Source organism: Ruficoccus sp. ZRK36 (assembly GCF_019603315.1).
Classification (GTDB): domain Bacteria; phylum Verrucomicrobiota; class Verrucomicrobiia; order Opitutales; family Cerasicoccaceae; genus Ruficoccus.
This window is the reverse complement of sequence record NZ_CP080649.1, coordinates 2,169,178-2,189,784: the sequence shown is the minus strand read 5'-3', so window position 1 is coordinate 2,189,784 and position 20,607 is coordinate 2,169,178. Positions and strand designations below refer to the sequence as shown.

Annotated in this window: 16 protein-coding genes and 1 tRNA gene; 14 read left to right on the top strand and 3 right to left on the bottom strand. The window is 62.1% G+C overall.

Going from position 1 to position 20,607, the window contains the following annotated elements:
- Positions 1-120: 120 nt before the first annotated feature.
- Positions 121-1,800 carry a putative manganese-dependent inorganic diphosphatase gene (locus tag K0V07_RS09585; protein WP_220621166.1) on the top strand — a complete coding sequence of 560 codons (1,680 nt, stop codon included), beginning with the start codon at positions 121-123 and terminating at the stop codon, positions 1,798-1,800.
- Between the two features lie 35 nt (positions 1,801-1,835).
- Here K0V07_RS09585 and K0V07_RS09580 read toward each other — a convergent pair whose 3' ends face one another.
- Complete coding sequence (locus K0V07_RS09580; protein WP_220621165.1) at positions 1,836-2,564, bottom strand: type 1 glutamine amidotransferase; 729 nt, start codon at positions 2,562-2,564, stop codon at positions 1,836-1,838.
- Positions 2,565-2,737: 173 nt separating this feature from the next.
- Here K0V07_RS09580 and K0V07_RS09575 point away from each other — a divergent pair, with 173 nt between their 5' ends.
- The 5 genes from K0V07_RS09575 to K0V07_RS09555 all read left to right on the top strand — a co-directional run bounded on the left by K0V07_RS09575 (position 2,738) and on the right by K0V07_RS09555 (position 7,270).
- Positions 2,738-3,421 carry a hypothetical protein gene (locus K0V07_RS09575; RefSeq protein WP_220621164.1) on the top strand — a complete coding sequence of 228 codons (684 nt, stop codon included), beginning with the start codon at positions 2,738-2,740 and terminating at the stop codon, positions 3,419-3,421.
- Positions 3,418-6,456 (top strand): cytochrome c biogenesis protein CcsA, encoded by a 3,039-nt coding sequence (gene ccsA / locus K0V07_RS16605; RefSeq protein ID WP_220621163.1) that lies wholly within the window; start codon positions 3,418-3,420, stop codon positions 6,454-6,456. The genes K0V07_RS09575 and ccsA overlap by 4 nt, the downstream gene beginning before the upstream one ends.
- A 52-nt stretch (positions 6,457-6,508) precedes the next feature.
- A complete protein-coding gene (locus K0V07_RS09565) occupies positions 6,509-6,646 on the top strand; it encodes a hypothetical protein (RefSeq protein ID WP_220621162.1) in 138 nt (45 codons plus the stop codon).
- 106 nt (positions 6,647-6,752) lie between these two features.
- A complete protein-coding gene (locus K0V07_RS09560) occupies positions 6,753-6,956 on the top strand; it encodes a hypothetical protein (RefSeq protein WP_220621161.1) in 204 nt (67 codons plus the stop codon).
- 86 nt (positions 6,957-7,042) lie between these two features.
- Positions 7,043-7,270 (top strand): hypothetical protein, encoded by a 228-nt coding sequence (locus K0V07_RS09555; RefSeq protein WP_220621160.1) that lies wholly within the window; start codon positions 7,043-7,045, stop codon positions 7,268-7,270.
- A gap of 8 nt (positions 7,271-7,278) precedes the next feature.
- Here the strand turns inward: K0V07_RS09555 and recN are convergent, their stop codons facing one another.
- Complete coding sequence (recN, locus tag K0V07_RS09550; protein WP_255567937.1) at positions 7,279-8,955, bottom strand: DNA repair protein RecN; 1,677 nt, start codon at positions 8,953-8,955, stop codon at positions 7,279-7,281.
- Positions 8,956-9,124: 169 nt separating this feature from the next.
- On the opposite strand from recN, the gene K0V07_RS09545 reads away from it, so the two are divergent.
- Both K0V07_RS09545 and K0V07_RS09540 read left to right on the top strand, forming a co-directional pair.
- Positions 9,125-9,201, top strand: a tRNA-Val gene (locus tag K0V07_RS09545).
- A gap of 95 nt (positions 9,202-9,296) precedes the next feature.
- Positions 9,297-9,758 (top strand): SRPBCC family protein, encoded by a 462-nt coding sequence (locus K0V07_RS09540; protein WP_220621159.1) that lies wholly within the window; start codon positions 9,297-9,299, stop codon positions 9,756-9,758.
- 42 nt (positions 9,759-9,800) lie between these two features.
- Here the strand turns inward: K0V07_RS09540 and K0V07_RS09535 are convergent, their stop codons facing one another.
- On the bottom strand, positions 9,801-10,157 hold the full coding sequence (locus K0V07_RS09535) for an arsenate reductase family protein (RefSeq protein ID WP_220621158.1): 357 nt from the start codon (positions 10,155-10,157) through the stop codon (positions 9,801-9,803).
- 144 nt (positions 10,158-10,301) lie between these two features.
- On the opposite strand from K0V07_RS09535, the gene K0V07_RS09530 reads away from it, so the two are divergent.
- From K0V07_RS09530 to lspA, 6 genes are all read left to right on the top strand, one after another.
- On the top strand, positions 10,302-12,641 hold the full coding sequence (locus K0V07_RS09530) for a Tex family protein (protein WP_220621157.1): 2,340 nt from the start codon (positions 10,302-10,304) through the stop codon (positions 12,639-12,641).
- A gap of 204 nt (positions 12,642-12,845) precedes the next feature.
- Positions 12,846-14,333 carry a B12-binding domain-containing radical SAM protein gene (locus K0V07_RS09525; RefSeq protein ID WP_220621156.1) on the top strand — a complete coding sequence of 496 codons (1,488 nt, stop codon included), beginning with the start codon at positions 12,846-12,848 and terminating at the stop codon, positions 14,331-14,333.
- 291 nt (positions 14,334-14,624) lie between these two features.
- Positions 14,625-15,803 carry an ammonium transporter gene (locus K0V07_RS09520; RefSeq protein WP_345778175.1) on the top strand — a complete coding sequence of 393 codons (1,179 nt, stop codon included), beginning with the start codon at positions 14,625-14,627 and terminating at the stop codon, positions 15,801-15,803.
- 336 nt (positions 15,804-16,139) lie between these two features.
- Positions 16,140-18,857, top strand: a complete 2,718-nt coding sequence (gene ileS / locus K0V07_RS09515; protein WP_255567936.1) for an isoleucine--tRNA ligase — start codon at positions 16,140-16,142, stop codon at positions 18,855-18,857.
- 25 nt (positions 18,858-18,882) lie between these two features.
- A complete protein-coding gene (locus tag K0V07_RS09510) occupies positions 18,883-19,878 on the top strand; it encodes a TraR/DksA C4-type zinc finger protein (RefSeq protein ID WP_220621153.1) in 996 nt (331 codons plus the stop codon).
- 12 nt (positions 19,879-19,890) lie between these two features.
- Entirely contained in the window at positions 19,891-20,409 is a 519-nt protein-coding gene (gene lspA / locus K0V07_RS09505) for a signal peptidase II (protein WP_220621152.1), read from the top strand.
- Positions 20,410-20,607: the final 198 nt, after the last annotated feature.

Sequence of the window (20,607 nt, the reverse complement as noted above, 5' to 3'; positions counted from 1 at the left end):
GCTTAGCAAAACAATCTCCCTTTCAGAGGCCCGGTTTTTACCGGGCCTCTTTTTATGGGCCGGGCATTGACGAAACCGTCCAAATACCGGAAACTGTCAGGATCGTTATTTCTTATACACATGTCAGCGACCACTTATATCATCGGCCACAAAAACCCCGACGCGGATGCGATCTGCTCAGCCATCGCCTACGCAGCCTTTAAGGAAGCGGTCGGAGAAACCGGATACGTGGCTGCGCGCTGCGGGAACAGTAATGCCCGCATCGACGCGATCCTGAATAAATTCAACACCCCCCTGCCCACCTACGTGGGCGATGTCATCCCGCGCGTGGAGGACATCATGCGGCGCGAGATCCGCAAGACTCATGTCGAGTCCACCTGTGCCGAGGCGCTCGACCTGATCGACCGCTACGACATCCGCGCCCTGCCCGTCGTCGATGATCACGAGCATGTCATGGGCGTGGTCTCGGTCTTTGACCTGGGCGAGTTCTTTATCCCCAAGCCCGCTGAGCCGCGCAAGATGCGCCACGTTCACACCAGCATCACGAACATCATCGAAGCGCTCGAAGCCGACGTCATCAACCAGGTGGACCCGGACCGCGTGGAGGATCTCTTCGTGCGTATCGCGGCCATGGACCTGCGCTCCTTTGGCAAGTTCACCAAGACCGAGGACATCAACCCCGAGCAGAGCATCATCATCGTCGGGGACCGCTACGACATCCAGCAGCGCTCCATCCAGAGCGGGGTACGGCTGCTTGTCATCACAGGCGGGCTGGACGTAGATGAGGACGTCATCGAGATGGCCAAGGAGAAAGGCATCGGCCTGATCGTCAGCCGCTTTGACTCGGCCACCACCTCGTGGATCATCCGCACCGCCACCGAGCTCGGCCCGCTGGTGGACAAGAACGTCGTCACCTTTGACCGCGAGGAAAAGCTCAGCGTGGTGCGCCGCCGTATCGCCCAGAGTAACGCCCCGCTCTACTGCGTGGTGGACGACAACGGCCGCCTGGAGGGTATCTTTTCCAAGACCGACCTGCTCAAGCCCGTCAGCACGCGCCTCGTGCTCGTGGACCACAACGAGCTGGGTCAGGCCGTCAACGGTGCAGGCGAGGTCAACATCGTCGAGATCGTGGACCACCACCGCCTCGGTAATCCCCCGACCGCGCAGCCCATCCTTTTCCGCAACGAGATCATCGGCTCGACCTGCAGCATCGTTGCCGAGCTGTTCCGCGGGCGCGGGATCGACCCCTCACCGGAAATAGCCGGTGTGCTCATGGGCGGGATTATTTCCGACACGCTCAACCTCCAGAGCCCGACCACGACCGAGCGCGACGCCAACCTGCTGCCCTGGCTGGCCGAGATCGCGGGCTTCTCCACCGAGGACCTCGCCAACCTGATCTTTACCGCCGGCTCGATCGTAGTCAGCGAATCACCGGGAAAGGTCGTCACCTCCGACTGCAAGCAGTACGAGCAGGGCGAGATCCGCTACTCGGTCTCGCAGGTCGAGGAGCTGGGCTTTAATAACTTCTGGAATAAGTCGTCCGAAATCCAGAAGGCGCTGGGCGAATACCAACAGCAGGAGGGGCTCACCTTCTCATGCCTGCTGGTGACAGACATCAACACCCAGAACTCGCTCCTGCTGGTCGAGGGTGACGAGGCCTGCATCGAGCAGATTTCCTTCTCTCCGGTGGGCAGCTCACATCACATCTTTGAGCTGCCGGGCATCGTCAGCCGCAAGAAGCAGGTCATCCCCTACTTCTCGAACCTGCTCAGCGGCATGGGCGTCTCCGCCGGAGCCTAGGGCATTTTCGTTTTAATCAGTCGTACAAGGCTGCTCTAGAAATACAGCACGTCCTCGGGGCGCTTTTTCTCGCCCCCGGTATTACCGAGCACGTAGTCGAGGATCTTGCCTGAGAGCGCGTTGATAGAGGCGTACTGCTCGGGCGTTGCGGCGAGCATTTCCTCGGCGCTCTGCACATAGGGGCCGGGCACGATCTCGTTACCGCAGTTTTCGATCAACAGGGCGGCGGTCTCGGGTGTCGTCTCCAGGTGGAACTGCATCCCGATCACGTTTGTGCCCATCTGAAAGGCCTGGTTGCGGCAGCCCTTCGACGAGGCCAGCAGGCTCGCTCCCTCCGGCAGCCCGAAGGTCTCACCGTGCCAGTGGTAGACTGCCTTCTTAAAGGGAAAGGTAAAGGTGCCCTTCGGGGCGGGCATAGCCTCAACCGGAAACCAACCGATTTCTGTGTGCGGGTTCTTGGTGACGGCTGCCCCGTGCGCGTTGGCGATGAGCTGTCCCCCCAGGCATACCCCGATCGTCGGCACCCCGCGCTTAATCACTTCGCGCAGGAACGCCTTTTCCGGCACCAGCCAGGGGTGCTCGGCCTCGTCGTTGACGCTCATCGGCCCACCCATGGCGATGACCAGATCCAGTGAAGCCGGGTCCGGCAGCTCCACGGCCTCGTAGAGCCGCGCAGTCGTGATTTCGGCCCCGCGCTCACGCAGCCAGGGCTCCATACTGCCGATCCACTCGAACGGCACGTGCTGCAATACCTGTACTTTCATCTCAAGCTCCTCCTCACGCCGTTCATCACTACCGATGGAGCACCCGCCTTTCAAGCTCTACGACTCGGCCCCGCCTATTTTCAATGTCCCATGTAAACTTATAAGCCCCATTAGCAAAACTGGCTATCTCCGGTTAGCCTTGACCGGGGGCGCAATATGCAAATCGTTCGGCCATGCGACCTTTCCCCTGCACGGCAGGCGCGCTGCTCTCACTTGCGCTTCTGTTTAGCGGCTGTTCGGACGAACAAGTCACCACCACTCGTATCCCCAAAGAGGAGCGACCGGCCATGCCCAGCATGATGCCTGCCGCCCAGAGCACCGCCCCCGGCGGCACAGCGGCAACGGCTCCTGCGGCCTCCTCCCCGTCTGGCTCCGGCCCTTCGATGGGCATGACGGCCCTCCCAGGCATGGCTGAGCAAGCCGCCGCCTTTGATACGCCGACCTGGGACGCCCCCTCCGACTGGGAGGCCCAGCCCCTCGGCACCATGCGCAAAGGCAGCTGGAAAGTCCCCGGCCCCAACGGCACATCGGCCGAGGTCAGCGTCCTGGTCTTTCCCGGTAACGTCGGTGGCGACCTCGCCAACGTAAACCGCTGGGCCGGGCAAGTCGGCCTCGGCGCCATGCCTCAGGCCCGTCTCGATGAAGAGCGCGCCAAGCACTCCTTTACCACCGCCAGCGGTGAGCAGGGCTTTTACGTCCACCTCGACGGCCCGACCGGCCAGAGCATTGCCGGGGCGATTATTACCCATGGTGGTGCGAGCTGGTTCTTTAAGATGATGGGCGATACCGCTCTCGTTCAGGCCCAGACGCCCGCTTTTCTCGCATTCGTGCGCTCCGTTCGCTTTCCTGCCTCATGAAGTCCCTGTTCCGTATTTTTAGTTCGCTCTGGTTAACCGTTGTCCTGCTGGGGCTCAGCATCGTTCTGGTCATCTTTGGCACGCTTGATCAGGTCCACTTCGGCATCCACGAGACCCAGCGCCGCTACTTCGAGAGCTTCCTCGCCGTCTGGCAGTCCGGCTGGTTCAAGCTCCCGATGCCGGGCGGTTTTTCACTGGGGATACTGCTCATCATTAATCTGTGCTGCGCGCACTTCCGCTACTACCGGCCCAGCTGGAAAAAGTCCGGGATAGCCATCACCCACCTCGGGGTGGTCCTGCTGCTGGTGAGCGGTTTTCTGGTCAGCTACCTCCAGCACGAGAGCCAGATGGCCATCGACGAGGGCGGACGCAGTAACTACGCCATCGACTCCCTCTCAAACGAACTCGTCCTGATCGACCGTTCAAACCCCGACTACGACGAGTATACCAGCATCCCGCAGAGCATGCTCAGGGACGGGGCGGTGATTGATCTGCCCGAGTCCGGCCTTAGCCTGAAGATCATCGACTTCATGCCCAACTCCGGGCTGGGCACCAAGATGCAGAACCCCAACGGCCCCACCCCGCGCGCCAACCGCGGAGCCGCCGCCCGCATGGGACTCTTTGCCGTGGAGAAGGCCATGGACCACAGCCCTGACGCCGTCAACACCGCCACTGCACTGGTCGAGGTAGACGGGCCGGAAGGTCCGCTGGGCACGTGGCTCGTCTCGAATGTCATCGACGAGCGCTTCCCGGTGCAAACCGTCGAGACCGGTGGCAAGACCTACGAGATCGCCCTGCGCTTCACGCGGACCTACCTGCCCTTCTGGCTGGAGCTGCGCGACTTCACGCACGACAAGTACCCCGGTACCGACATCCCCAAGAACTTTGCCAGCGACGTGCTCATCCACTCCCCCGGCATCGCCCCGCAGCCCGCGCTCATCTACATGAACCACCCGCTGCGCCACGGCGGCTACACCTTTTACCAGGCCTCCTTCGGGAACAACAACACGACCACCGTCCTCCAGGTCGTCCGCAACCCGAGCTGGCTGCTCCCTTATGCCGCCGTCGCCCTCGTCGGACTGGGTATGTGTATCCAGTTCCTGATACGCCTCGCCAACTTCAAGCGCCCGAAACTCTCGGCCAGCGCGCGCGCGCGCGGCCCAATCCTCATCCCGGCGCTGTGTCTGGCCATCGGCCTGCTCATCGTTGCGCGTGGTTTTAAGCCGCCCGCCTACGATACGGATTTCCACGTCCAGAGTTTTGCCGAGCTGCCGGTGCAAGCCGGTGGGCGCATCCTGCCGCTGGACTCAGTGGCCCGCAACAGCCTGCGCATCCTCAGTGGACGCCAGAGCGTGCACCTGCCCGATGGGGGCGGCAAGATCAGCGCCATCGCGTGGTTCATGGAGCTGTCCTTTAACCCCGTCGCCGCAGACAAGATGCCCGTCTTCCGCATCGACAACCCGCAGGTGCTCGGCCTTTTCGGTTGGCAGCAGGAGAGCCGCACGCGCTTCAGCTTCGACGAGTTGCGCCCGCACTTCCAGACCATCCAGGAGATGTCCGCGCAGATCAACCCCGACCCCGAAAAGCGCACCGTCTACGAAAAACAACTGGTCAAGCTCACCAACGCGCTCACCCGCTACGACCTGCTCTCGCGCGAGCTCCAGCCCGGCGGTAACCTCGACCAGATCCTGCTCGAGTACGGCGCATGGGAGCGCATCGTCGGCCCCGGCCGCGAGGCCTTTGCCCGCAGTGAGCGCGGCGAGTCCTTTAACGAGGACGACCTGGAGCGCTTTAATTTCCTCACCAACCGCTATCTGCAGCTTTCGCGTATCGGCGACATGGGCATCGTCCCGCCGATGACAGAAGCCGGTGAGGAGGAGAACGACTGGCTCAATCTCGGTGAGGCGCTCCTGCTGACCATTCGCACCGGCCAAATAAATCCTATCGTCGAGGACTACGGTAAGCTCGCCGTCCTCTGGCGGCAGGGTAACCCCGAGGGCTTCAACGAAGCGCTGGACGCCCTGCATGAAAAGCTGGCCCCTGATACGCCCGCCGGGCGCGTCGCCTTTGAGGAGTTTTTCAACACTTTCGAGCCCTTCTACCTGGCGACCATCCTCTACGTGCTCGTCTTTCTGCTGGTGGCCGTGAGCTGGCTGTGGATGCCCCGCTCGCTCCAGAGCGGCGCCTACTGGGTACTCGTCCTGGCCTTTCTCGTGCACACCTTCGGGCTGGGCGCGCGTATGTATATCCAGGGGCGTCCACCCGTGACGAACCTCTACTCCTCGGCCATCTTCGTGGGCTGGTTCTCGGTGCTGCTGGCGGTCTTCCTGCGGCGGTATTTCCGTAACGGTATCGGCACCTTTGCCGCCGGGATCATCGGCTTTGTCACGCTCATCATCGCGCACAACCTCGCGCTCAGCGGGGATACGCTGGAAATGATGCAGGCTGTGCTCGACTCGAACTTCTGGCTGGCCACGCACGTGGTTATCATCACCGTCGGCTACTCAGCCACGTTCCTCGCTGGGGTGCTCGGCATCGTCTACGTGCTGATGCGCGCCTGGGCCGCCCTGGAGCCCGCCGTGCGCTCGCAGCCCAAGGGACTCCCCGCAGACAGCCAGGCAGCGCTCTACCGGATGGTTTACGGCATCACCTGCTTCGGGCTGCTCTTCTCCTTTGTCGGGACGATGCTTGGCGGCATCTGGGCCGACCAGAGCTGGGGCCGCTTCTGGGGCTGGGACCCGAAGGAAAACGGCGCGCTCATCATCGTACTGTGGTGCGCGCTCATGCTGCACGCCCGACTGGGCCGCATCGTCGGCGAGCGCGGCTTTATGCTGCTGGCTATTTTCGGGAATATCGTGACCGCTGCCTCGTGGTTCGGGACGAATATGCTCGGCGTCGGCCTGCACTCCTACGGCTTCATGGACAAGGCCTTCTTCTGGCTGCTCATTTTCTGGCTCAGCCAGTGCGCCCTGATCGGCCTCGGCATGCTGCTGCCCACCCCCAAGGCAAAGTCCACCGTCTCCACCAAGTCCTGACCTGCCGCATCTTCAGATTGCCACGAGGCGAATGGGCTCTAAACTCATTCTCATGAAGATTGCTCTCACCGTCCTTCCCTTCCTGTTCGTACTCCTGCTGTCCGGCTGCGGTAGCGCTTCGACCGACTCCTACGATGCCGGTCAGGCCAACCGCACAAATCAGATGATGGAGCAGGAAGTCGAACGATAGTCCATCCAGGCAGGCAGCGCACATCTGTGTACGCACCTCACTGGGGTACGTCCTGCGGCAGTGTATTTAGGTTGCCAGCGGCATGAGTTTTTATAAACTATACGCTATGAAAATCATTCTCTCTGTCCTCTCCATCACCGGCCTTCTCCTCTTCGCAGGCTGCCAAAACACACCGCAGACCGAAGAGCGTGTACATGAGATGGAAAAATCCACAGAAGCCTATCAGCAGTCCCTGAACCAAGGCTCCGGTAGCGTCAACGCCCCGGCAGACGCGAACCCTCAGGGCATTCAAAACGACGTCGGCAACTAAGCCGGACCAGGCTTCCAGAGCTTGTTTTCGTATCCTGTATCCGGCCAGTGTGCCGGAGGTAAACCTGTGCATTCCCTTCATCCGCTATGAAAAACCTGATCACTCTTCTCGCGGCCATCGGCCTCTTTACGCTCATCGGCTGCACCGGTAAGCCGACCACTCCGCAAGAGGCTGCCGCAGATGAGCGCGCGATGGCCTATGACAACCAGCAGGAGCAGGACCAGATGGACATAGACGAGGGCTACACAAACCCGGCTGTCGACGAAGCGGAAATAAACGAGAACCCGAATCTCGCCGAGCCTACCCTGGAGTAGGCGATCCCCTAGCCCAGCAGCGAGCGGGCGTGCTCGCGGGCGGAGGCCGAGCTGCGATCCCCGAGCATGCGGGCCAGCTCCTCTTCGCGGGCCTTGCGGTCCGCGTGTAGTGGGGAAATGGATACAGCGGTCGAGTCGTCACCCTGCGCCTTGGTGACGACGTAGTGCTGCCGCGCCTGCGCAGCCACCTGTGGCAGGTGCGTCACGCAGAGCACCTGATGCTCCCCGGCCAGCGAAGCCAGCTCGCGCCCTACCTCGGCCCCGATCTCGCCGCCCACGTTGGCGTCCACCTCATCAAAGACCAGCAGCGGCGTATGGTCGGCGCGGGCCAGCACAGCCTTCAGCGCGAGCATGACGCGGGCGGTTTCCCCGCTGGACGCGATACGGTTGAGCGGCAGCAGTTCCTGCCCCGCGTTCGCGGAAAAGAGATACTCGCAGTCCGAGTCGCCCACCGGCCCCAGTGCCTTACCGCCATGCACGGCGATTTCGAAGCCCGCCTTTTTGAAGCCCAGGCGCTTGAGCAGGGCGCGCACTTCGGTGCCAAGAGTCTTGGCCGCGGCTTCGCGTTTTTTCAGCAAACCGGCAGCCTGCGTACGAAGTTTTTTCTCCAGCGCGGCAGCCTCGGCGGCGAGCTTTTCCAGCGTGCCCTCGATGTCGGACTGCGCTTCCAGCCTTGCGGCCATCTCCTCGCGACGGGCCAGCACCTCCTCGACGGTGGGGCCATACTTGCGCTTGATCTCCAGCCAGGCCGTCATGCGGACTTGTAGCGCCTCGGCACTTTCCGGGTCGATGTCGGCCTCGGCGGCCAGTCGAGCAAATTCACCGCCCAGGTCCTGCAGCTCGATGATCGCCGCCTCCAGCCGCTCAGATAGCCCCGCAGACTCCGGGTCGAGACGAGCCAGCTCATAGGCAGCCCGCTGCATGGCCCCGAGCAGGCCGACAGCCCCCTCGTCCCCACAGAGACCGCTCTCCAGTTGCCCCGCCAGCTCGGCCAGCTCCTGGGCGCGATCCAGTCGCTGAAAGTCCCGCTCCAGTGCGGCGATGGACTCCTCCGTCGCCTCCACCTGATCGATGCGGGCAATCTGACGCGAGAGAAACTCCTGCTCGTCCTCATCCAGCCGGTCCGCAGTGCGCAGTTGCTCAGCCTGATCGAGCAGGGCCTGCCACTCGTCATAGCCGCCACGGTAGGTCTCCAGCTCGTCAGCGAGCCCTGCGAAGGCATCGAGCATGGCGAGCTGGTGGCGTCCTTTAAAAAGCTTTTGCGGCTCCCCGGGCCCATGGAAGTCGATCCAGTGCCCGCCGATCTCCTGAAGCGCCCCGAGCGTGGCCATGGCGCCGTTTACCTGGATCTTGGCAGCGCGCTGCCGGTGGATGACCCGGCGCAGGACGAGTGCCCCATCCTCGCAGGCGGGCAGCCCCAGCTCCTCCAGGACGACGTCGATGCGCTCCGGCTCGGCAAAGTGCAGGGTGGCGGCGACTTCGCAGGCCTCCTGCCCCTGGCGGATCACGGTCTTGTCCGCGCGGTTACCGGCCAGCAGAGAGAGCGCACCGAGCAGCACGCTCTTACCGGCGCCGGTCTCACCCGTCACGGCGGTATAGCCGGGCTCAAACTCCAGCACCGCCTCGTCCATCAAGGCCAAATCGCGGATATGCAGCTCCTCCAGCATGTCCGTGAGGTTGCGCAAAATTCCGCCCGGAGGGAAGCCGTTTCTGCCTGTAAGTTCATCATGTGCCCACCTTCGCCTGTCAAAGGCACTTGCGTCACCTCCCCTGCCGTAGGCTTGCCTGAATTTTTCTGAAAAAAGCCCTTGCCAGCGGAAATAAAATCTATTCGTTCATTGGTTTCCCTTTAGTGGGGGTATAGCTCAGTTGGCTAGAGCGCATCCTTGACATGGATGAGGTCACAGGTTCGAGCCCTGTTACTCCCACCATTTTTTTACGGTTTAAAATGGAAAAGGGATCTTAAGCGGTAACGCACCTCGTTTGCCGCTTGTATGGCTGAATCCTCCCCGTCTAGGCTACTGCCGTGAAGCTACGGGAATCCATCACCATCCGCGCCCGCCCGGAGGCTATCTGGGTTTTTCTGGAAGACCCGGACCTGATGCGTGAGTGGAACCCTAAGCTGCTCGACTGCGAGCACATCGAGGGCCCCAAAGCCGGGCAAGGTGCCACCTACCGCGCCTGCTACCGCATGGGCAGTAAGGAGATGTGGTGCATACAGCGCCTAAGCGACTACGATCCGCCCACCAGCCTGGGCTGGCACATCACCGACCCCGAGAACGACCGGCTCGACGGCACCCGCCTGCGCTTCACCCTGAAGCGGACGCGGCAGGGCATCCGCGTCAAGCAGGAGATAGAGTTCCCCGACGCGCTGATCCCCACTCCGGTGCGCTGGCTTATTCGCCTGATCATGGCCGTTGGAAAGCCACAGGGGGAGCTTTTCCTCGCCAAACTCAAACGCACCGTCGAAGAGGTGGATAAAGCGTAAGCAAAACGAGCGGACAAGACACACCCGCCCACGGCACCACGCTTAGCTCAGCAGAGCCTCGCGCCATTCATCTTCCTTGAAGCCGACCAGCGCCACGCCATCGCCGATGAGGAAGGGGCGCTTGACCAGATTACCATTGGAGCCGAGCAGCTCGCAGGCTTCCTCCGTACACAGGCCGGGCAGCTTGTCCTTCATGTTCATGGACTTGTAGTCACCGCCGGATGTGTTGAAGAGACGCTTCAGCTCGCCATCATAGGCCCCGAGCATGGTCTCGAACTCGCCCCGTTGCGGCGGGGTCTCGCGGATAGCGATCTCCTCGTAGGCGACGCCGTTTTCGTCGAGGAATTTCTTCGCCTTGCGGCAGGTACCGCAGCCCTTGTAACCGTAAAATTTCAGCATGATGCCCGATGGGAGCAGCCCCGTAGCGCTGCGTCAAGCGACAAGCCACCCGCCACTCAGCTCTCAGACAGCGACGAACAGAATTCACGCGGATTTTCTTTTGCCACGGCGGAAACTTTATGCCTCATTCTTCGGCTTTTCCCCATGGAAACAGCGCACCTCTCCAAACTTTCCGAAGAACTCAAACTCGCCCCCGGTCAGATCACCGCGACGGCTAAACTCCTCGACGAAGGCGCCACCGTGCCCTTTATCGCCCGCTACCGCAAGGAGGCCACCGGCCAGCTCGACGAGGTCCAGATCACGTCTATCCGCGACCGCCTCGATGAGCTGAAGGCTCTCGACGCCCGCCGCACCTCGATCATCAAGTCGCTCGACGAGCGCAAGCTCATGACCGATACCCTGCGCGCCCAGATCGACGCCGCCGAGACCGTCTCGCGCCTGGAGGATATTTACCAGCCCTACCGCCCGAAGCGCCGCACCCGCGCCATGATCGCGCAGGAAAAGGGCCTCACCCCGCTGGCCGACTTTATCCTGGAAAATCAGGACGCCGCTGTCGCCGACGAAGCCGCGAAGTTCGTGGTGGAGTCCGAAGAGGAGGACAAGGCCGTCCCCACCTCGGAGGAGGCCCTGAAGGGCGCGCGCGACATCCTGGCCGAGCGCTTCAGCGACGACACCGAGATGCGCGCCCAGATGCGCACCGTGTTTGAAAAAGAGTCCATCCTCACCAGCAAGGTGATGTTTGAGATGGAGGAAAAGGGCGCGAAGTACAAAGATTACTTCGACTACTCCGAGCCGCTGACCGAGATCCCCTCCCACCGCCTGCTGGCCGTACGCCGCGGCTCCACCGAGGGCTTTTTGTACTTCCGCATCGCTATCGACGAGGAGCGCGGCGGCTCCCTGATGAAGCGCCGCTTCCTCACCGGTCAGGGCGAGGCCGGGCAGCAGGTTTCTCTCGCCGTCGAGGACTCCTTCAAGCGACTCCTCGGTCCCGCGATGGAGACCGACATGCGCCTGGCCTCCAAGAAAAAGGCCGACGAGCAGGCGATCCGTGTCTTTATGGAGAACCTGCGCGAGCTCCTGCTGGCCTCCCCGCTGGGCCAGAAGCGTGTGCTCGCCATCGACCCGGGCTTCCGCACCGGTTGCAAGACCGTCGTACTCGGCCCGCAGGGCGAGCTGCTCCATGACACCGTCATTTACCCCGGCATGGGCGGCCACAAGGACGCCGAGGCCCGCGACATCGTGCTCGGCCTCTGCCACCAGTTTAAGATCGAGGCCGTCGCCATCGGTAACGGCACTGCCAGCCGCGAGACAGAGGCCTTTGTCCGCAAGTGCGGCCTGCCCGGCTCCATCGCCGTGGTCATGGTCAACGAGAGCGGTGCCTCCATCTACTCGGCCTCCGAGGTGGCGCGCGAGGAGTTCCCGGACAAGGACGTGACCGTGCGCGGCGCGGTCAGCATCGGCCGCCGCCTGATGGACCCGCTGGCCGAGTTGGTCAAGCTCGACCCCAAGAGCATCGGCGTCGGGCAGTACCAGCACGACGTGGATCAGATCAAGCTCAAGGACAGCCTCGACGACGTGGTCGTCAGTTGTGTGAACTCCGTCGGCGTCGAGGTCAACACCGCCAGCAAGCAGCTCCTCAAGTACGTCTCCGGGCTGAATACACGCCTGGCGGAAAACATCGTCACCGCCCGCACGCAGAACGGGCCCTTCCGCTCGCGCAAGGAGCTGCTGAAAGTCTCCGGCATGGGCCCGAAGAGCTTCGAGCAGTGCGCGGGCTTCCAGCGCATCCGCGATGGCGAGCACCCGCTGGACGGCTCCGCCGTCCACCCCGAGCGTTACGAGCTCGTTGAGCGTATGGCCAGCGACGCAGGCTGCAGCGTATCCGAGCTGCTCACCAGTGACTCCGCCCGCCGCCGCGTAGTGCTCGACAACTACATCAGCGACGAGGTCGGCCTCCCCACCCTGCAGGACATCCAGCAGGAGCTTTCCAAGCCCGGCCGCGACCCGCGCGAGCAGTTCGAGTCCTTCAGCTTCGCCGAGGGCATTAACGAAATTTCAGACCTCAAGGAAGGGCTACAGCTGCCCGGCATCGTGACCAACGTCGCCGCCTTCGGCGCTTTCGTAGACATTGGCGTGCACCAGGACGGCCTCGTCCACGTCAGTCAGTTGGCGGATCGGTTTGTCGAAGACCCTGCCGAGGTGGTCAAGGTCCACCAGAAGGTGCTCGTCACCGTGCTGGAGGTCGATACCGCCCGCAAGCGCATCGCCCTGTCCATGCGTACCCAGCGCGAGGGCGGCAAGCCGCACCAGCGCGCAGGTGGCGGGAACAACCGCGACAACCGGCCCGGTGCTCCGCGCGATAATCGCGGCGGCCCGCGCGGTGGCAATCGTGGTAACGGTCCGCGCCACGGAGGCGGTAATAACCGCAGCAATGGCCCGCGCCAAAACCAGAGCTTCGGTAATTCCCTGGCCGACTTGCTGTAGGCGGACTGCACCCTCTGGCACTCCGGCTGGAGCAGCATAAATGGGGCTCTACTCCAGTGTGTGACCACACTGGACAATGGGGGCTTACAGCCTCCGACACGACACCCGTGCCCGTTTATAGTCCCCATAAATGGCCCTTTTAATCAGTCAAAAAAGGCCGTCATCGCTTTTCATAGCCTCGCCTCTGGGACATGCTATGGTTGGATGAATGCGCTTCTGGTATACCCCGAGTTTCCGGCCACATTCTGGAGCTTCAAGCACGCACTGAAGTTCGTCGGAAAGAAATCGTCGTTCCCCCCGCTGGGGCTGTTGACGGTAGCTGCCATGCTGCCCGAAGACTGGCAGCTCAAGCTGGTGGACATGAATGTGCGCCGCCTGCGTCAGAAGGACGTGGAGGCAGCCGACATCGTCATGATCAGTGCCATGACGGTCCAGCAGGAGTCGACCGAGCACGTGATCAAGCTTGCCAAAAGCCTGGGCAAGACCGTCATCGCGGGCGGCCCGCTGTTCACCTGCGAGCCAGAGAAGTTCCCCGAGGTGGACCACCTTATCCTGAACGAAGGCGAGCTGACCCTCGCTCCATTTTTAAAGGATTTCACCGCTGGCTGCGCCCAGCGGATCTACGCCGAGGGGAGCCGCTACCCGGAGCTGGCCGAGACCCCCGTGCCCCGCTGGGACCTCGTACGCGTCAACGACTACGCCTCGCTCAGCATCCAGTTCTCGCGCGGGTGCCCCTTTAACTGCGACTTCTGCAATGTCACTGCCCTGCTCGGCCACCGCCCGCGCCTCAAGTCTGTCTCACAGATCATCAGCGAGCTGGACGCCATCTACGCCTCCCGCTGGCGCGGCTCGGTCTTTTTCGTGGACGACAACTTCATCGGCAACAAGCGCATGCTCAAGCGCGAGCTGTTGCCCGCCCTGATCGAGTGGCAGCAGGACAAAACCGGCATCCCCTTCTACACCGAGGCCTCGATCAATCTGGCCGACGATGAGGGGCTGATGGACATGATGGCTCACGCCGGATTCGACACGGTCTTTATCGGGCTGGAGACGCCCTCCGAGGAGGGCCTGGCCGACTGCAACAAAAAGCAGAACGTCGGGCGCGATCTCGTGGCCTGCGTTCATAAGATCCAGCGCCACGGGCTCCAGGTCCAGGGCGGGTTTATCGTGGGCTTCGACTCGGATAATGAGAACATCTTCCAGCGGCAGATCGACTTTATCCAGCACAGCGGGATCGTCATGGCCATGGTGGGCATTCTTCAGGCCCCCGTCGGCACCGCCCTGTACGAGCGCATGAAGGAGGAGGGCCGCCTGCTCGGCAACTCCCTCGGCAACAACACCAAGGCCGTGAGCAACTTCGTGACGAAGATGCACCCCGAAAAGCTCCGCGACGGCTACCGCAACCTCTTCAAGGGCCTCTACCTGCCCAAGCCCTACTACAAGCGCGTCAAAACCTTCCTGAGTAACTACAAGGCCCCCGTCGTTACCCAGCCGCTCGACTACATCAAGTTCCGGGCCTTCCTGCGCTCCTGTGTGCGCCTCGGCGTACTCGGCCGCGAACGTTTCCAGTACTGGAAGCTGCTGGCGTGGGTCATATTCAGGAGGCGTGCCCTGCTGCCGCTGGCCGTCAACCTGGCCATCGTGGGCCATCACTTTCGTAAGGTGTACGAAAAGGATGCGGCGACCGGTTAAGCCCTGATCGTCCGCAAAAGTTGCCCGAGTCCGGGCTGCGCTTAAACCACCGATCGCGTCTCGTCGGTGGTCGTGTATGGCTGGAGCCCAGTGTCCATCAACGGAGCTAAAAAACGGCTTGCGCGTCATAAATGGAACTCATACAGCGTTAGGCTTTTTTTCATGAAAGCCCTATACCCTAACTCACCCGTAAAGAAGCTACTCACGCTGGCCGCTCTGGCCCTCCTCCCCCAGTGGGCCGGAGCCGCAGACAGCCCGGAAATATTAACCAACAGCGGGGACACCGCATGGATGCTGACCGCCACAGTTCTGGTGCTTTTTATGAGCCTGCCGGGGCTGGCGCTTTTCTATTCTGGCCTCGTCCAGAGTAAGAACAGCCTCTCTGTGCTGATGCACTGCTTTACCATCGCCTGTGTCGCCTCTGTCCTGTGGATCGTAGGCCTGTACTCGCTGGCCTTCTCCGGCGGGAACGACTGGATCGGCGACCTCACGCGCCTGGGCCTGCGGGGCATCGGCATTGATAATACAAGCGGGAGCTTCCCCGAGACGGTTTTTATCATGTTCCAGATGACCTTCGCCATTATCACACCGGGTCTGATCGTGGGCGCGTTTGTCGAGCGCATGAAGTTCAGCGCCGTGATCCTTTTCACCGCCCTTTGGCTGATCCTGGTCTACGCACCGGTAACGCACTGGGTGTGGGGCGGCGGCTGGCTCCAGCAGATGGGCGTGATCGACCTGGCAGGGGGGATCGTCGTCCACGCCACAGCAGGCACCTCCGCGCTGATTCTGGCAATCATGGTCGGCCCTCGCATCGGCTTCCCCAAGTCCCTGCACCCGCCCCATAACCCGGGGATGGTCATGATCGGCGCCTCCATGCTGTGGGTGGGCTGGTTCGGCTTCAATGCCGGAAGCCAGCTGGCCGCTAATGGCTCCGCCGGCATGACGATGCTCGTCACCCATATTTCGGCTGCCGTGGGCAGCCTGACCTGGATGGCGATCGAGTGGAAAACCACGGGTAAGCCCGGTCTGGTCGGCATCGTCACCGGGATGGTGGCCGGACTGGCGACGATCACCCCGGCCTCGGGGAATGTCGGCCCGCTGGGCGCAGTCCTCATCGGCATGGCCGCGGGGTCCGTCTGCTACTACATGTGCGTTCTGGTCAAGGAGCGGCTCAAGATCGACGATAGCCTCGACGTTTTCGCGGTGCACGGCGTCGGCGGCATCATCGGCACGATTCTCGTAGCGTTCCTCGGGACGGAGCTCTTCAGCGGCCAGGGCGTTGTCGACATGCTCGGCCAGCTCAAGGTCCAGCTCATCGCCCTCGGAGCCGTCATCGCCTGGAGCGCGGTGGCGACCGTCATCATCGGAGTGATCTGCCGGGTCGTGACCGGGCTTCGTGCCTCCGATGAGGAGATGCAGGGCGGACTCGATCAGGCTGAGCACGGTGAGGCGGCCTTCCACCTCGAATAAGCCTCACACACCAGCACTTTTACCGACACGGCGCCCTGCGGGGCGCCGTTTTTTTGGCACCGTATCCCGCCTGTAAAGCCCGATTGCGGATTGAATGGGTCAGGCCCTGTTTCGCGAAATCTCGACGCCCAATTTGCCATTCTCCCCCCGATGATCAGCCGCCATTCGTCGGAAAACCCACCCGCTGTTTCCGCGCTTGACTCGACGAGGGTTTCGGACAGACTTCCCGGCTTTTCATCGGGCCTCCCGAGCGGTTTGCCAGCCGCCCCCCGCGTCATGAATTTGAAGGATACGCTCAATCTCCCCCGGACCCAATTTCCCATGAGGGGCAACCTCGTGAAAAGGGAACCGGAACGCCTCGCTCACTGGGAATCACTGGACCTCTACAAGAAGATCCAGGACAAAAATGCCGACGGTCCCCTGTACCTGCTGCACGACGGCCCTCCCTTTACCAATGGCGATGTCCACATCGGCACCGCGCTCAATAAGATCCTGAAGGACTTCATCTTACGCTACAAGTCCATGCGCGGATTCCGGGCTCCGTACCTCCCCGGCTGGGACTGCCACGGCCTCCCGATCGAGCACAAGGTCAGCCGCGAGCTACGCGCCCAGAAGAAGGACCTCACCCCCGCCGAGCTACGCGAGGAGTGCGCCAAATTTTCCGAAAAATACATCGGCATCCAGCGCGAGCAGTTCAAGCGCCTCGGCGTCCAGGCCGACTGGGAGCGCGAGTACAAGACCAAGAACCCCGCCTACGAGGCCGAAATCCTCAAGACATTCGCCACTTTTGTCGAAAAAGGCCTGGTTTACCGCAGTAAGAAGCCCGTCTACTGGTCCATCCCTTGCGAGACCGCCCTGGCCGAGGCCGAAATCGAGTATCAGGACCACGTCAGCCCCTCGATCTGGGTCAAATTCCGGGTCAGCGAGCCGGAAAAGTTCGGCCTGCCCGAGAACAGCTCTTTCGTCATCTGGACGACCACCCCGTGGACCCTTCCGGCCAACCTCGCCGTAGCCGTCCACCCGGACCTCCAGTACACCCAGATCGCCCACAACGGCGAGACCTATGTCGTCGCCCTGCCGCTGGCCGAGCAGTTCATCGCGGACTGCGAGCTGGAAGGCGCCACCACCGGCGACCTCCATACCGGCAAGGACTTTGACGGCGTCCAGACGCGCCACCCCTTTATCGACCGGGCCTCTCCTGTCGTGCTGGCTGACTACGTCACCACCGAGGCGGGCACGGGCTGCGTCCACACCGCCCCCGGCCATGGCCTGGAGGACTACCTCTCCGGCCTCAAGTACGGCCTCGAAATTTACTGCCCGCTGGACGACAAGGGCTGCTATGTGGACGACGGGCAGGTGCCCGCCAACCTCGTCGGCGTCAGCGTCCTGGAGCAAAACGGCAAGTGCCCGGCCAACGACGCCGTGCTCGCCATCATCGGGGACAACGGCACCCTGCTCCAGTGCAAGCGCTTCAAGCACCAGTATCCGCACTGCTGGCGCTCTAAGACACCCGTGGTCTTCCGCGCCATGGACCAGTGGTTCGTCAGCCTCGACCACAACGGCCTGCGCCAGCAGGTACTTGAGGGCCTTGACGCAGTCGGCTTCATCCCCGAGCGCGGCGAGAATCGGATCCGCAGCGCCGTGGAGACGCGTCCGGACTGGTGCATCAGCCGCCAGCGTTCCTGGGGCGTGCCCATCCCTGCCTTTTACACCGAGGACGGCGACGCCCTCCTCGACGCCGAGGTCGTGCGCGCCATCGCCGCCAAGGTCGCCCTGCACGGGACGAACATCTGGTTCGAGCAGGACCCCGAGCAGCTCCTCGAAGGCGTTGAGCTGCCCGAAGGCTTTGCCGGTAAAAAGCTCAAGAAGGGCACCGACACACTCGACGTGTGGATCGACTCTGGCTGCTCGCACCTCGCGGTGCTCAAGAACACGCCCGACCTCAAGTGGCCCGCCGACCTCTACCTCGAAGGCTCCGACCAGCATCGCGGCTGGTTCCAGTCCTCCCTGTGGACCGGCATGATCGCGCAGGGCCAACCGCCCTACGAGAAGATCATCACCCACGGCTTTATCGTGGACGGTAAGGGCGAGAAGATTTCCAAGTCCAAGGGTGCCATGAGCTCGGACGGCTGGGTGGAGAAGTACGGTGCGGACATCATGCGCCTGTGGGTCTGTTCGCAGGACTACCGCGGCGATATCCGCCTCTCCGACGGGCACTTCAAACTCGTCACCAACACCTACCGCTCGATCCGCAACACCCTGTACTTCCAGCTGGGCAACCTGAGCGACTTTGACCCGGCTAACGACGCCGTGCCCGAGGGCGAACTCGACCCGCTCGACCAGTGGGCCCTCAAGCAGACCGCCGACCTCATCGCCGCCTGCACCGAGGCTTTTGAGCAGGCAGAGTTCCACCGCGTGTACCAGCTCGTGGACCGCTTCTGCGGCGTGACCCTGTCCCGCATCTACCACGACATCCTCAAGGATCGCCTCTACACCTACGGCCGCGATTGGAAGGAGCGCCGCTCTTCCCAGACCGCCATCCACCTGATCTTTAAGGCCCTGACCCGCCTGCTGGCTCCGGTGCTGACCTTCACCTGCGATGAGGCCCTCTGCTACGCCAGTGCAGACGGCGATTTCGCCCAGGACAGCATCCACCTGCAGGATTGGCCCATCATCGACTCCACCCTCTACGAGGATGCCGTCGCCGCCGAACTGGAGCAACTGCTGGAGTTCCGCAACCGCGTGAACGAGCAGCTCGAAGGCCTGCGCGAGCAGAAAACCATCGGCAAGTCCCTCGACGCACGCGTCGTGATCCGTGGGGCTAAGTCAGACGCTACCTTTACCCTCCTCCAGCGTTACGAAAAACACCTGGCGGAACTTTTTATTGTCTCCGAGGTCAGCCTAGAAGCTGCCGAAGGTGACCTGACCCTGTCAGCCGAGCATGCGGGCGGTGTACGCTGCCCGCGGAGTTGGCGCTGGGTCCCCGAACTGGTGGATGCGGGCGAGTACGGCGAAGTCTCGCCGCGCGACCGCGACGCCCTCCTCTCACAATAATCACTCACCAATCTCGTATACGGACATGCCTGCCAAAAAAAATTCCCAAAAGAAGACGGTAAAGAAAACTGCGGCGAAGAAGACCGTAGCCAAAAAAACCGCAACCAAGGCTGCCCCGAAAAAAGCCGCTGATACCTCCAAAACTTCATCCGGCAAAAAAGCCGTCAAGAAGGCAACTGGCACGAAAAAAGCAAAGCCCTCGACCACGATGAAACAGGCTGAGAACAACAAAAAAGATAGCACCAAAACCGACGTCATGGACTCCAAGACCAAGGAGCTCGTGCTCAACGCGCGTAAGCGCACGGTGACCCCGTCTGTCTTTAAGCAGCGCAAGGGTAAGAACACCCCTGTGGTCTTCACCATGGAGGATGTCGAGGAGATGCTGAAGAACCGCAAGGGCGGTGACGACAAGCAGACTGCCCCCAGCAAGGCCCAGCCGAAGAAGAAAGCCGAACCGATCATCGAAGAGGAAGTCCAGGCCGCACCGCGCAACCACGCCGCCGCCTCCCTCAGCGACATCCTCGGCTTTAACCCGGCTGAGAAGGCCGCTGCCCAGAGCTCTGACAACGTCCCCCAGAAGTTCATGAAGTACTATAAGGCGCTTCAGGAACTGCGTGACCACGTCAACGACGGCCTCCAGCTGCACACCGCCGACACGCTGAAGCGCTCCAACAAGGAAGACTCTGGCGACCTCTCCGGCTACGGTCAGCACATGGCCGACGCCGGCACCGACACCTTTGACCGCGACTTTGCCCTCAGCCTCGTATCCAGTGAGCAGGAAGCTCTCTACGAGATCGAAGAGGCCATCCAGCGCATCTTCAACGGCACCTACGGCACCTGCGAGATCACCGGTGAACCCATCGCCAAGGATCGCCTCATGGCTGTCCCGTTCACCCGCTACTCCCTGGAGGGCCAGCGTGAACTGGAGAAACAGCGCCGCAGCAAGATCCAGCGCGTGGGCGTCCTCAATGAAGACAGCGACGACGCCATGAGCTTCACGGACGACGACGGCGACAACTAAAGCCGTCTCCCCATGAAGCCTACCCGCCTGCACCCCTACCGACTGCTCCTCACGATCGCACTGGTCGTGCTGATTCTTGATCAGCTGACAAAGCTGCTGATCGTGGAGTGGCTGCCGGTGGGCACCTATTTCATCGGTTCCGTATTGCCGCCCGTGGAGGTGATCCCCGGATTCTTCTATCTGGTCCACATCACCAACGAAGGCGCAGCCTGGGGCATGATGGAGGGCTACACCGTGATCCTGGGCGTGCTCGGTATCATCGCCCTGTATGCGATTTTCCACTACCGGGCAGTCCTCGGGCTCAAACGCCCGCTCATGCAGATCGCCTTCGGCCTACTCGTCGGGGGTATCATCGGTAACATGATCGACCGCTTCGCCTACGGGCACGTGGTGGACTTCATCGACCTGCATTTCGGCTCCTACCGCTATCCGTCCTTCAACATTGCTGACTGCGGCATCACGGTCGGGGTCGTCCTCTACATTCTGGCTACCCTGCTCGACGGGCGGAACCAGCGCTCCATCCGCTCGTAATCGCATCTGGCGTTTGGTTGAAGGTGGGGCGGAGCTTCGTAGACGTTTTGGCGTTTCCTTTCTTTTATAAAGAAACTCACTCACTCCTCTACAAGCTGGCGCTTAATGGATAAGCCGCCCGGTTAGGCGTAAAGACTGTCCATGTGCAGAGCGGTGCCCCGTGTGTTCATCAGGCGTAGAGCAGGCCATGCCGGGCCA